At 61.4% G+C, this 13,300-nt stretch carries 8 protein-coding genes, 1 tRNA gene and 1 pseudogene; 2 read left to right on the top strand and 8 right to left on the bottom strand.

What is annotated here, in order from left to right; all coding sequences use genetic code 11:
- Nucleotides 1-140: 140 nt before the first annotated feature.
- From nirD to ASG68_RS05820, 7 genes are all read right to left on the bottom strand, one after another.
- Complete coding sequence (gene nirD, locus ASG68_RS05850; RefSeq protein ID WP_062577517.1) at nt 141-476, bottom strand: nitrite reductase small subunit NirD; 336 nt, start codon at nt 474-476, stop codon at nt 141-143.
- Nucleotides 476-2,926 carry a nitrite reductase large subunit NirB gene (nirB, locus tag ASG68_RS05845; RefSeq protein WP_062577515.1) on the bottom strand — a complete coding sequence of 817 codons (2,451 nt, stop codon included), beginning with the start codon at nt 2,924-2,926 and terminating at the stop codon, nt 476-478. Before nirB ends, nirD begins: the two co-directional genes overlap by 1 nt.
- A 5-nt stretch (nt 2,927-2,931) precedes the next feature.
- Nucleotides 2,932-4,695 carry an ABC transporter ATP-binding protein gene (locus ASG68_RS05840; RefSeq protein ID WP_062577513.1) on the bottom strand — a complete coding sequence of 588 codons (1,764 nt, stop codon included), beginning with the start codon at nt 4,693-4,695 and terminating at the stop codon, nt 2,932-2,934.
- Between the two features lie 10 nt (nt 4,696-4,705).
- On the bottom strand, nt 4,706-5,791 hold the full coding sequence (locus ASG68_RS05835) for an ABC transporter permease (protein WP_062577512.1): 1,086 nt from the start codon (nt 5,789-5,791) through the stop codon (nt 4,706-4,708).
- A 35-nt stretch (nt 5,792-5,826) separates the two neighbouring features.
- Complete coding sequence (locus ASG68_RS05830) at nt 5,827-7,233, bottom strand: CmpA/NrtA family ABC transporter substrate-binding protein (protein ID WP_062577511.1); 1,407 nt, start codon at nt 7,231-7,233, stop codon at nt 5,827-5,829.
- A gap of 356 nt (nt 7,234-7,589) precedes the next feature.
- Nucleotides 7,590-8,888 (bottom strand): ABC transporter substrate-binding protein, encoded by a 1,299-nt coding sequence (locus ASG68_RS05825; protein WP_062577509.1) that lies wholly within the window; start codon nt 8,886-8,888, stop codon nt 7,590-7,592.
- A 34-nt stretch (nt 8,889-8,922) separates the two neighbouring features.
- Complete coding sequence (locus tag ASG68_RS05820; RefSeq protein WP_062577508.1) at nt 8,923-9,510, bottom strand: ANTAR domain-containing response regulator; 588 nt, start codon at nt 9,508-9,510, stop codon at nt 8,923-8,925.
- Between the two features lie 236 nt (nt 9,511-9,746).
- Here ASG68_RS05820 and ASG68_RS05815 point away from each other — a divergent pair, with 236 nt between their 5' ends.
- Nucleotides 9,747-11,498 (top strand): cation:proton antiporter, encoded by a 1,752-nt coding sequence (locus tag ASG68_RS05815; RefSeq protein ID WP_413813992.1) that lies wholly within the window; start codon nt 9,747-9,749, stop codon nt 11,496-11,498.
- A gap of 118 nt (nt 11,499-11,616) precedes the next feature.
- Nucleotides 11,617-12,845 (top strand): annotated as a pseudogene (locus ASG68_RS05810) (cystathionine gamma-synthase family protein).
- A gap of 221 nt (nt 12,846-13,066) precedes the next feature.
- Here ASG68_RS05810 and ASG68_RS05805 read toward each other — a convergent pair.
- Nucleotides 13,067-13,143 (bottom strand) — tRNA-Arg (locus tag ASG68_RS05805).
- Between the last annotated feature and the right edge of the window lie 157 nt (nt 13,144-13,300).

Raw genomic sequence — 13,300 nt, 5'->3', positions numbered from 1 at the left:
TTCGTCCTCCATTGGCGATCTGTGCGCTGAGAGCGTTGAGTTCACCACGCGAGGCGGCATGCGCGGTCCCATCTCCGCCCTTGAGGGGGAGATGTCGCGAAGCGACAGAGGGGGGTACTGCCACGAGCACTGTCATCAGGTCATTCCGCCGCCATCATCAGGCTTTCGAGCGCGATGGAGAGCGCGCCGTCGTCGTTGCGCACCCGGATCGTGCGCACCTCGCCCTCATCGGCACCCAGCGCCTTGCCGGTTTCGAGCGAGATGACCCAGTTGTGCAGCGGGCAGGTCACGGCGTTGCCGTGGACGATGCCTTGGCTCAGCGGTCCTCCCTTGTGCGGGCAGTGATCCTCGATGGCGAAGACCTCGTTTTCGCTGGTGCGGAACACTGCGATCTTGCCCTGCGGGGTCTTGACGCAGCGCGCGCCGCGCAGCGGGATGTCGGAAATGTTGCCGATTGCGATCCAGTTCATGTCCATCACTCCGCAGCTTCCGGATAACCAACCGTCGCCATCGGCCGGAATTCATGCTTGTCCTTGCCGGAGACGCGCTCCGACCAGGGATCGACCTGGGCGAATTTCTGGGAAAAGACGAAGCGGTCGTAGTAGGCCTGGCGCTTCTCTGCATCGCCCATGATCTGGCGGCGGATCTCCTCCAGGCCGATGCGCTTGGCCCATTTGTAGATGCGCTCGAGATAGCGGGCCTGCTCGCGGTACATCTGGGTGAGCGCCACGATATGCTCCAGCGCATCGTCCTCGGTTTTCACGAGGCCAAGCACTTCCGTGCCCTTGATGTCGAGACCGGCCGCACCCGCGAAGTGGATTTCGAAGCCGCTATCGACGCAGATGACGCCGATATCCTTGCAGGTCGCTTCGGCGCAGTTTCGCGGACAGCCGGACACGGCCATCTTCAGCTTGGCCGGTGTCCAGGAACCCCACATGAATTTCTCGATGCGGATGCCGAGCCCGGTCGAATCCTGCGTGCCGAAGCGGCACCAGTCGGAACCAACGCAGGTTTTCACCGTGCGCAGACCCTTGGCATAGGCTTGGCCCGAGATGAAGCCGGCCTTGCCGAGATCGGCCCAGACGGCGGGCAGGTCTTCCTTCTCGATGCCGAGAAGGTCGATGCGCTGACCGCCGGTGACCTTGACCAGCGGGATTTCGAACTTGTCGACGACATCGGCGATGGCGCGCAGTTCACCCGCATTGGTCACGCCGCCCCACATGCGCGGAACCACCGAATAGGTGCCGTCCTTCTGGATATTGGCGTGGACGCGTTCGTTGATGAAGCGGGACTGGTAGTCGTCGGCGTACTCATCCGGCCAGTCGCAGACGAGGTAATAGTTCAGCGCCGGGCGGCATTTGGCGCAGCCGCAGGAGGTTTTCCATTCCAGTTCCTGCATGACGGCCGGGATCGTCTTCAGCCCTTTCGCCTTGATCAGGCGGCGGACATCGTCATGGCCGAGTTCGGTGCATTTGCACATCGGCTGGACGGCGGCCGGATTGTAGGCTTCGCCGAGCGTGATGGTCATCAACTGTTCGACCAGGCCGGTGCAGGAACCGCAGGAGGCGGAAGCCTTGGTGTGGGCGCGGACATCGTCCAGCGACGTCAGGCCCTTGGATGTGATCGCACCCGTGATCTTGCCCTTGCAAACGCCGTTGCAGCCGCAGATTTCCGCATCATCCGGCAAGGCTGCAACGGCCGCCGTAGGGTCCAGCGGGGACCCTCCCTGGTAGGCCTGTCCGAAGATGAGCGTTTCGCGCATCTCGGAAATATCGGTGGCTTTCTTCTTCAGGTCGTTGAACCAGGCGCCATCGGCGGTTTCGCCGTAGAGCACGGTGCCGATGATGCGGTTGTCCTTCAGCACCAGCCGCTTGTAGACGCCGGCGGTGGCATCGCGCAGCACGATCTCCTCGCGGTCGTCGCCATCGGCGAAATCGCCGAGCGAGAAGAGGTTGATGCCGGTGACCTTGAGCTTTGTCGGCGTATCGGAATGAACGAAGGCGGGCGAGCGGTCCCCAGCCAGATGCGATGCGGCAATGCGCGCCATTTCGTAGAGCGGGGCAACGAGGCCGTAGACCATGCCGCCGACCTCGGCGCATTCGCCGAGCGCCAGGATGTCGCCATCCGATGTCTGCATGCCGGAATCGACGACAATGCCGCGGTTGACAGCGAGGCCTGCCTCCCGGGCGAGGCCCGAATTCGGGCGGATACCAACAGCCATGACAACCAGCGTCGCCGGGATGATCCGGCCGTCGTCGAGTTCGATGCCCTCGACCCTGCCATCGCCGATGATCGCCTTGGTGTTGGCCTTGCAGATGACCTTGATGCCGCGTTCCTCGACGGCCTTCTGCAGGAGGTAGCCGGCGGCCGGATCGAGCTGGCGCTCCATCAGTGTCGGCATGACATGCAGGACGGTAACATCCATGCCGCGCGAGGCGAGACCCGCCGCCGCTTCGAGGCCGAGCAGGCCGCCGCCGATGACGATTGCCTTTTCGCGCGACTGGGCGGCGAGCAGCATGGCCTGCACGTCGTCGAGGTCGCGGTAGGTGATGACGCCGGGCAGGTCCTTACCGGGAACCGGGATGATGAAGGGGACGGAGCCGGTGGCAATGACCAGCTTGTCGTAGCTTTCGGTGACGCCGTGATCGGAGGTGACGGTCTTCCTGTCGCGGTCGATGGCGACGATCTTGTGGCCCTTGTAGAGGGTGATGCCATGCTCGATGTACCAGCCGTCGCCGTGGATGACGATCTGCTCATAGGTCTTTTCGCCCGACAGGACGGGGGAAAGCATGATGCGGTCGTAATTGACGCGCGGTTCGGCATTGAAGATCGTGACGTTGTATTGTCCGGGGGCTTGTTCAAGCAGGTGCTCCAGCATGCGCCCGGGCGCCATGCCATTGCCGATGACGACGAGTTTCTGGGTCATGTCGGTTACTCCGCTGCTGTTCTGGGAAGAGCGCTGCCGGTCTCGTCCAGACGGGCGGCACGCTTCTGACGGATGGTTTCGAGGTGTTCGGGCGAAGGGTTGGCCCCGCCCTCATAGGCTTCGAGGAAGTCGATGAGTTCTTCGCGATAGGCGTAGTAGTCGCGATGGGCGAGCAGGGCCTTGCGGCTGCGCGGGCGTGGCAGATTGACGTCCATGATGTTGCCGATGCGGGCGTTCGGGCCGTTCGACATCATCACGACGCGGTCGGCGAGCAGGATCGCTTCGTCGACATCATGGGTCACGCAGATGGCCGTGACCTTGGTGCGCGCCCAGACGTCCATCAGGACTTCCTGCAGTTCCCAGCGGGTCAGGCTGTCGAGCATGCCGAAGGGCTCATCGAGCAGCAGCAGCTTGGGGGAGAGCGCGAAAGCACGGGCAATGCCGACGCGCTGCTTCATGCCGTTCGACAGGTCGGCGGCGACGCGGTGCATGGAATCACCGAGGCCGACTTTCTCCAGATAATATTCGACGATGTCCTTGCGTTCGGCGGGCGACGCGGTCGGATAGACCCGGTCGACGCCCAGCGCCACGTTTTCGCGGGCCGTCAGCCAAGGCATCAGCGAGGGCGACTGGAACACGACAGCCCGGTCGGGTCCGGCGCCGGAGATTTCCTTCCCGTCGAGAATGATGCCGCCGCCGGAGATCGAGTTGAGGCCGGCCGCCATCGACAGGACGGTGGACTTGCCGCAGCCGGAATGGCCGATGACCGAAATGAATTCGCCCTTGTTGATCTTCAGGTCGAAACCATCGACGACGGTCAGCGGACCTTTCGGCGTCGCATAGGTCTTGCGGACCTCCGAGAATTCAACGAAGCGCCGTTCGACCACGGTCCGGGCGGCGCGCTCGTAAGCCGCCGGCAGCTTGTCCTTCATCGGCTTCTGGGTGATCGGGATGACGTTCGGCAGTTCGATGATGCGACCGACAGACGTATTCCGGTCGGCGCCAACATCCATCAGATAAGCAGTAACCTCGGCGCGCAGGCGGATGAAGTCGGGGTCGGAATTCATTTCGGCACGGTCACGCGGGCGCGACAGGGTGACATCGAAGCTCGGGCCAAGCGTTGCATTCGGGCCGGGCGTCAGCGGAATGATGCGGTCGGCCAGCAGGATCGCCTCGTCGACATCGTTGGTGACGAGAATGATCGTCTTTTTCTCCTGTTCGGAAATCGCGGCGAACTCATCCTGCAGCTTCGAGCGGGTGAGCGCGTCAAGTGCCGAAAGAGGCTCATCCATCAGCAGGACTTGCGGCTGCATCGCCAAGGCGCGTGCCACGGCAACGCGCTGGCGCATGCCGCCGGAAAGTTCTGCGGGCTTGCGGTCCCTGGCATGGGCAAGGCCGACCATGGCGACATACCGCGAGACGATGTCCCGACGTTCAGTTTTGGTCTTCGACTTGAAGACGCTGTCGACGGCAAGCGACACGTTCTGATCGACCGTCAGCCAGGGCATGAGGGAATAGGACTGGAACACCACGCCGCGTTCCGGGCCGGGGCCGGTGATTTCCCTGTCGTTGAAGAGAACGACGCCCGAATCCGGCTTGATGAGGCCGGCGAGGAGAGAGATCAGCGTGGTCTTGCCCGCGCCGGAGAAGCCGACAATGGCAATGAACTCGCCTTCCTTCACCTTCAGGTTGACGTTCGTGAGAACGTCATTGCGGCTCTTTCCCTGGCCGTAGGATTTCGAGACGTCGCTGAGTTCGAGAATGGTCATCATCGTTCCCTTAGCGATTGGCCGAGAAGGTGAAGGCGGACTGGAGTGCGTACATGATGCGGTCCAGGGCGAAGCCGATGATGCCGATGGTGAGAACCGCGACCATGATGCGGGCGAGCGAGGTCTCCGAGCCGTTCTGGAATTCATCCCAGACGAATTTTCCAAGGCCCGGATTCTGCGCCAGCATTTCAGCGGCGATCAACACCATCCAGCCCACGCCGAGTGCGAGTCTCAGGCCAGTGAAGATCAGCGGCAGGGCGGATGGCAGAACCAGCTTGCGGATCGTCGTTGCCGTCGAAAGCTGCAGAACCTTGCCGACATTGACGAGATCCTTGTCGATAGACGCGACACCGAGCGCGGTGTTGATCAGCGTCGGCCACAGCGAACAGAGAGTGACGGTGACGGCCGAAATCACCAGCGACTTCGGCAGCAGGTCGGACGGGTTCACGTAGAGCGCCGAGACGATCATGGTGACGATCGGCAGCCAGGCGAGCGGAGAGACCGGCTTGAAGATCTGGATCAGCGGGTTGATCGCGCCGTTGATGGTGCGCGACAGGCCAGACGCTATACCGAGCGGAATGGCGATCACGCTGCCGATCAGGAAGCCGAGGCCGACGGTGAGCAACGACGTCAGGATCTGGTCGAGATAGGTCGGCTTGCCGGTATAGGTCCGGTGTTTGACCTCATCCGGCTTGCCTTCGGCAACGAGCTTGGCATTCCGCTCGTCCTGGCGCTGGTAGAAGGCGGCGGCCTTTTCACGCTCGGCGAAGTGATCGTCCCAGAGGGCGCCGGCCTGTTCGAAGACTTCGACCGGGCCGGGAACGGCGCCGAGCGATGTCTTGACCGTCGGGGCGAGAACGCCCCACGCAACCAGGAAGAACAGGATGCCGGCGAGCGGGATGATGAGCGTCTTGCGGATTTCCGCCATCTGCTCGCGAACACTGTCGCCTGCCGCGATCCTCAGCAGCGGCGTTACCCAGCCGAGTCCGAGAATGTTGAGCCAGGTGGCGGCCTTGTTGATGCGCTGGAAGAGGCGTTCCCGGCGCATGGCGCTGTCGAGCTTGCCGGTATCGATGCTATCGGTTGCGTGGGCCATTTAAGCTTGCCTTGTAGGTATCGGGAAAAGGTGGATCAGCCGCCGACGATCTCGGAGCCTTCGACTTTCTGCTGGCCCTTAAGGCCGAGTTTCAGGCTGTCGATGTAGGCATTGGGCTGCTTGCCGTCGTAGCTGACGCCGTCGATGAAATCGGTGGTCGCTGGCTTGTAGCCATCGCTGTTCCAAGGGAAGTCGGCATCCTTGGCCTTGCCTTCCTCGACCAGCATCTTGGCGGCTTTCAGGTAGACATCAGGCTTGTAGACGGACTTGGCCGTTTCGGCGTACCAGACGTCGTCCTTGAATTCCGGAATCTGGCCCCAGCGGCGCATCTGCGTCAGGTACCAGATGGCGTCGGAGTAGAAGGGATAGGTGGCGTTATGGCGGAAGAAGACGTTGAAGTCCGGGATGTCGCGCTTGTCGCCCTTCTCGTATTCGAAGGTTCCGGTCATGGAATTGGCGATGACCTTGGCGTCGGCGCCGACATATTCCTTGCGGGAGAGGATTTCGACGGCCTCGGCTCGGTTGGCATTGTTGTTTTCGTCAAGCCACTGCGCTGCGCGGATCAGTGCCTTGGTCAAGGCGAGCGTCGTGTTGGGGTTCTGCTCAACGAACTCTTCTGTCAGGCCGAACACCTTTTCCGGATTGTTCTTCCAGATTTCATAGTCGGTGACGACGGGAACGCCGATGCCCTTGAAGACGGCGGCCTGGTTCCAGGGTTCGCCGACGGAATAGCCGAGGATCGTTCCGGCTTCGAGCGTTGCCGGCATCTGCGGCGGCGGCGTCACGGACAGAAGCGCGTCGCCCATGATCTGGCCGGAAACGTCGGCCGGCGAATAGTAACCGGGATTGATGCCGCCGGATGCCAGCCAGTAGCGCAGTTCGTAGTTATGGGTGGAAACCGGGAAGACCATGCCGAGATTGAATGGCTTGCCCTCAGCCTTGAACTTGTCGACGACTGGCTTCAGGGCGTCGGCCTTGATCGGATGTGCAGGCTTGCCATCGGCGCCGGCCGGCACGTTGGGCTTCATCATGTCCCAGATCGCATTGGAGACGGTGATGCCGTTGCCGTTGAGATCCATGGAAAACGGCGTGACGATATGCGCCTTGGTGCCATAGCCAATGGTTGCGGCGAGCGGCTGGCCAGCCAGCATGTGGGCGCCGTCGAGTTCGCCGGTGATGACGCGGTCGAGCAGGACCTTCCAGTTGGCCTGCGGCTCGAGCGTGACATAGAGGCCTTCGTCCTCGAAGAAGCCCTTTTCATAGGCAATCGCCAGCGGCGCCATGTCGGTCAGCTTGATGAAGCCGAGTTTCAGTTCGTCTTTCTCAAGCGACAGTGTTTCGGCGGACGCGTGCGTGGCAAAGGCGCCGATTGTCAGGGCGGAACAGATGGCCGTCGCCCCGGCCAGCACTGTCTTCATGGCATCCGTCAATTTATCGGTCATCCGTCGGTCCCCTCGGGCTACAGGAAAATGGGCAATAAAAAACGCCGCTCGGAGATTGCGCCTTCGGGATGATCCATCCCGGACTGCAAAAACCTTGCGACGTCGGTGTCACTGCGAACCCATGTCTCCGGGCTCGGCTTACAGCGGTCGCCATTGACCGCTACGATTTATGTCATGCAATGCGCATGCCAGTTTTGAGACGAAATATTAGGATATTGAAATCGAATGATTTTTCACGGAATTCATGGGTTCGCCTAAATTTTAACCACCATGTTTTCGTGCAAAAAATTTCGGCTTTTGCTTTTGCGTTGCCGACATCGCAGTGGAATTTTTGTGCAATGCGAAAGGACGGTCGGTCAGATTTCCTCGCCGAAACGTATGTTCCGCATCTCGGCTTTGACTGGAAATGCGGCGATATAGGCAGCCATCGCATCGGGGTCGAAGACCTGCCCATCCAGGAAGCGATCACCGTCTGACGCTCCCTCTATCCGCGCGTCGGCATTCGCCGGCGCGGCCTCCGGGCCGAGGGCTGATCGGTAGATGTCCGGCCTGTAGGCGGACGCGGCGGCGGCCATGCCCTCGGGCGAAAGCTCCGCCTGCCCCCAGCGGACCATCTGACTGTAGAGCCACAGCGCCTGACTTGGTCGCGGATAGTTGGCGGCGCCGGTGTGGAAAGTGAAGTAGTTGGTGATGACGCGCTTGTTGCCGCGCGCGTCGAGATTGAACTCGCCAGCCAGCACTCGGCGGATGATGCCGATCGGTGCGGAGATATAGCGGCTGTCCGCCAGCGCTTCGGACAGCGCGTCGTGATTGCCGGGATCATCGCACCAACGTGCGGCGGCGTCGAGCGCGACGATCAGGCGGGATACGGTTTCCGGGTGGGTCTCCGCCCAGTCCGGCCGCATGCCGATCACCTTTTCTGGTGCCGACGGCCATATGTCCTGCTTGGTTGCGACAATGCGGCCGACGCCGCGTTCGGAGGCGACCATGTTCCAGGGCGCGCCGACGCAGAAGCCGTCAATGGCGCCGGCGGCGAGCGCATCCGATGTCATCGACGGCGGTACAACGACGAGCCTGATGTCGTTGTCCGGATCAATGCCGCCGGCCGCCAGCCAGTAGCGGAATTCATAATTGTGCGAGGAGAAGGGGTATGTGACACCGAGCGTCGGCAGGGATTCGCCCTGTGCCTTCATGCCCCTGATTACCGTGGCCAGCGCCCGGGCATTTTCCAGCGCGCCTGCGGTTTCCGTTATGCCGGTCTCCTGTCGCATGCGTGCATAGAGACGGGTGGACAGAGTGATGGCATTGCCACCGCGGCCGAGCGAAAACGGGGTGATGGTCGGTGACGGATTGGAGCCGAGGCCCAGCATCGACGCAACTGGCATGGGCGACAGCATGTGGGCGATGTCGAACTGCCGGAAGGCGAGGCGGTCGCGCACATTGGCCCAGGATACATCGCGGACGAGATCGAGCAGGATGCCCTCCTTCTGTGCGAAGCCAAATTCCGCTGCCGCGATCAGCACCGATGCATCGACCAGCGGAATAAAGCCGGCGCGCAGCGTGCGCGGGCCTTCCCCGGTCAGTCGGCCGGGTGCCGCGACATGGCTATTGCCGCCGCGCGGGCCGCCGGAGGGATCCGAGGATTTCGACATCATGTTCACTCCACTGCCTCCCTGGGCAATCCGACTGTTACATCAACAGCCCTGCGGCGGTGACGACGCTCTGGGCGATGTCGGACAATTTCTTCTTTTCGTTCATGGCTGTCTGGCGCAGCAGCGCATAGGCTTGCTCCTCCGAAAGGCCTCGCATTTTCATCAAGATTCCCTTGGCGCGCTCCACGATCTTTCGCTCCTCCAGCGCCGACTTGGCATCTGCCAATTCCCGCTGCAGACGCGAGAAGGCGTTGAAGCGACTGACGGCCATGTCGAGGATCGGCTTGACGCGCTCCTTCTTCAGGCCGTCGACAATATAGGCCGACACGCCGGCATCGACCGCTGCCTCGATGGAGGCTGTGTCGGACCGATCCACGAACATGGCGATCGGCCGGCTGAGCGTGCGCGTCAACTGGAACAGGTGCTCCATCATGTCCCGGTTCGGGTTTTCGAGGTCGATGAAGATGACATCCGGCTGCAGTGTCTCGATGATCCGTGCGATGCCGTTGACCTCATGCACCACAGTGACCTTGGCATGTCCTGCTTCACGCAGTCCTTCCTCGATGATGGACGCACGAATCGCGTTCTCGTCGATCACAAGAATGGTGAGGTCCAGATAAGCCATGGCGCATACATGACGCAGTGCAGCAATCTTGGCAATGCCTATATTAGTAGCGATTATATCCTTGCATTAAAAAATAGGCAATTATGGTTTCCGCACGCTGGACTGTCATGGCTTTCGAGCAAATAAACTGCCTTTTTTCAATCTGCACCTTTATCGGCTGGCAATAGACGGCTTACGATGGAGAAATTGCAGTGACGAATGAGCTTGGCAGTCGGGAGTAGCGCGTGCATCAGGATATGGCTTTGGTAACGACCGTCGCGGTCAGCTTCGTGCTGGCGGCGGCTTTTGGCTACTGCGCCGACCGACTTCGCCTGCCGCCGCTTGTCGGATATCTCGTTGCCGGCATCATGATCGGGCCGTTTACGCCGGGTATCGCCGCCGATAGCGCGATGGCCGCGCAACTCGCCGAAATCGGCGTAATCCTGCTGATGTTCGGTGTCGGTCTGCACTTTTCCGCCTCGGACCTGATCGCGGTGCGCGGTGTCGCCATTCCCGGTGCGATCGGCCAGATCGTTCTGGCGACGCTGCTTGGCATGGGACTGACCACGCTGTGGGGCTGGAGCCTCGGCGCCGGGCTTGTCTTCGGGCTGAGCATTTCCGTCGCCAGTACCGTCGTACTGCTGAAGGCACTGGAGGAGCGAAATCTCGTCAATTCGCCGAATGGACGCGTCGCGATCGGCTGGCTGATCGTTGAGGATCTGGCCATGGTGCTGGCGCTGGTTCTGCTGCCGATCCTGGCGCAGGTGCTGGGCGATGGCGAGGCTGTGGTGTCTCACGCTGCAAACTCTCATGCCACGCCGGCCAGCGGCGGCATGGATGTCATGCTGACCATTGCCATGACGGTGGTGAAGCTTGCGGCCTTTGCCGCGCTCGCCATCATTCTCGGTCCACGGATCGTACCCTGGATCCTGACGCTGGTGGCGCGGACCGGCTCGCGCGAACTGTTCACGCTGACGGTGCTTGCGACCGCCGTGGGGCTGGCCTTCGGGTCAGCCGCGATCTTCGGCGTATCCTTCGCGCTCGGCGCCTTCTTCGCCGGCGTCATCATGAGCGAATCGCATCTGAGCCACCGGGCGGCTGCCGATTCGCTGCCGCTGCAGAATGCCTTTTCCGTGCTGTTCTTCGTTTCCGTCGGCATGCTGTTCAATCCGCATATCTTGATTCAGCAACCGCTGAATGTCCTTGCAATCGTGGCGCTGATCACGCTCGGCAAATCGATCATCGCCATCGGTGTCGTGCTGGCGCTGCGCTATCCCATGTCGATGGCGCTGACAGTCGGGGCGAGCCTCGGGCAGATCGGTGAATTTTCCTTCATCGTGGCGGGACTCGGCATCTCGCTCGGTCTTCTGTCGCAGGAGGGACACGATCTCATTCTCGCCGGCGCGATCCTCTCGATCACGCTCAACCCCTTGCTTTTCTGGGCTGCCGGCAAACTCAAGGCCATGCTTGGCAAGACCGCCCCCACATTCGTCGCAACCCACGGCGCAAGCAAGCTGGCCGCCCTCAGCCGCGAACTCGAGATCGTCAAGGCGCGGGTGGAGGAGAAGGAAAGCCAGCAACAGCTAAAGAAGCAGCAACTGGTCAGCATGTTCCCCCTGTTCTCGCAGGTCGATGAGCATGCGTTGGAAGAACTGCTTCTCCTGTTTCGGCCGGACTCCGCTGAACCGGGCGACAAGGTGATCCGCGTCGGCGAGCGGGGTGACGCCATGTATTTCATCTCGGCGGGCACGGTGGAGGTGCGCCTGGAAGCCGGCTCTGTTCCGCTGGAGGCGGGCGCGTTCTTCGGCGAAATGGCGCTTCTCAGCGGCGGGCTGCGTACGGCTGACGTGATCGCCGTCGATTTCTGCCAGTTCCTCAAGCTCGACCGCCGTGACTTCAATATGTTCATGGCGCGCCATCCCCGCCTTCGCACCGTCGTCAGCGACATGGCGCGCGAACGAAAACAGATGAATGTGGTGCGCGAGACCAATGGTGGCGCCTCGGAATGAAACTTGCGCGGTTTAAGCGGGAATGCAATTTTCACCGAAAATGCGGGCCGCATTGGCAATAATCGGCATGCGGCTTTGATGTAGACTTCTGAAAGTCGCATTGAAGCCGGAGACCGCCATGACTGCGCCGCATCCCTCCAAGACCCATATCGGCAATCACAAGCTTCATCCCGAAACGCTGATGCTGAACTACGGCTACGACCCGGAACTCTCCGAGGGCGCAGTCAAGCCGCCCGTCTTCCTGACCTCGACCTTTGTATTCAAGTCCGCGGAAGAGGGGCGGGCCTCGTCTATTCCCGCTTCAATCATCCGAACAGCGAAATCGTTGAGGACCGGCTGGCGGTGTTCGAGCGTACGGAGAGCTGCGCGCTGTTTTCCTCCGGCATGTCGGCGATCGCCACGACCCTGCTCGCCTTCGTGCGACCCGGTGATGCGATCCTTCATTCGCAGCCGCTCTATGGCGGCACGGAGACGCTGCTTGCCCGGACCTTCCTGAACCTTGGTGTTGCAGCGGTCGGGTTTGCCGATGGCGTCAATGAAGAGAGCGTACAATCGGCGGCGGAGGCGGCGATGGCCAAGGGCCGCGTCTCGATGATCCTGATCGAAACGCCGGCCAACCCGACCAACAGTCTCGTTGATATCGCGATGATCCGCAGGCTCGCCGACAGAATCGGCAAGGCGCAGGGGCATACGCCTGTTGTCGCCTGCGACAACACCCTGCTCGGTCCGGTTTTTCAGCGGCCGATCGAACATGGCGCGGATATTTCGCTGTATTCGCTGACCAAATATGTCGGCGGTCACTCCGACCTGATCGCGGGTGCAGCACTCGGCTCCAAAGCAGTGATGAAACAGGTCAAGGCGCTGCGCGGCGCCATCGGCACGCAGCTCGACCCCCATTCCTGCTGGATGCTTGGCCGCTCGCTGGAAACGCTGTCGATCCGCATGGAGAAGGCCAACAGCAATGCATTGGAAGTCGCGAATTTCCTGCGAGATCATCCGAATGTCGAGGGCATCCACTATCTGCCCTATCACGATCCGCAGTCGCCGCTCGGCAAGACCTTTGCCGCGCAATGCACCGGCGCCGGTTCGACATTTTCCTTCGACATCCGCGGCGGGCAGCCTGCGTCGTTCAAATTTCTCAACGCGCTGCAGATATTCAAGCTCGCCGTCAGCCTTGGCGGAACGGAATCGCTCGCCAGCCACCCGGCCAGTATGACCCATTCCGGCGTGCCGATCGATGTCCGCCAGCGCATCGGGGTCTTGGAATCCACCATCCGCCTGTCGATCGGGATAGAGCACCCGGACGACCTGATTGCAGATCTCACCATGGCGCTGGACGCGGCGTGACGGGAAATTTCCTGATTTTTCGTTGTGTCTTGAAACGGTTACATTGCTGCGCCATATTGCGCTCATGGAATTCGTTTCCAGCGGCTGACCACGGATGAACTGGCAGCTGTTGTCGAGACGGGTCGGAGAGGTCGGGTTTTCACCCGGCCTTTTTCTTTGGGCGGACCGATCTCATCAATCAGTAGGTTTGGGAAATGTCGCCTGCCGGTCGGCTGGAAGAATGGTGATCCCAATTGGATTCGAACCAATGGCCTCAGGATTAGGAATCCTGCGCTCTATCCTGCTGAGCTATGGGACCGACCGGAAGAACCCATACAAAAGGCTTGAGCTTTAGCCAAGTGTTTTCCTGCGTACCCGCCCGCTGCTTTTTCCGTGACGCGCCTGTGTGGGGCTGGCGCCGGATGCTTTTCCGATGTTAAGCAGGGTGCGGCGCAACGGGGAGGAGACCCGGCCGT

This window comes from Rhizobium sp. Leaf453 (assembly GCF_001425605.1).
Taxonomy (GTDB): domain Bacteria; phylum Pseudomonadota; class Alphaproteobacteria; order Rhizobiales; family Rhizobiaceae; genus Pararhizobium.
The sequence above is the reverse complement of the archived record's forward strand: the minus strand, read 5'-3'. Positions and strand labels throughout refer to the sequence as shown.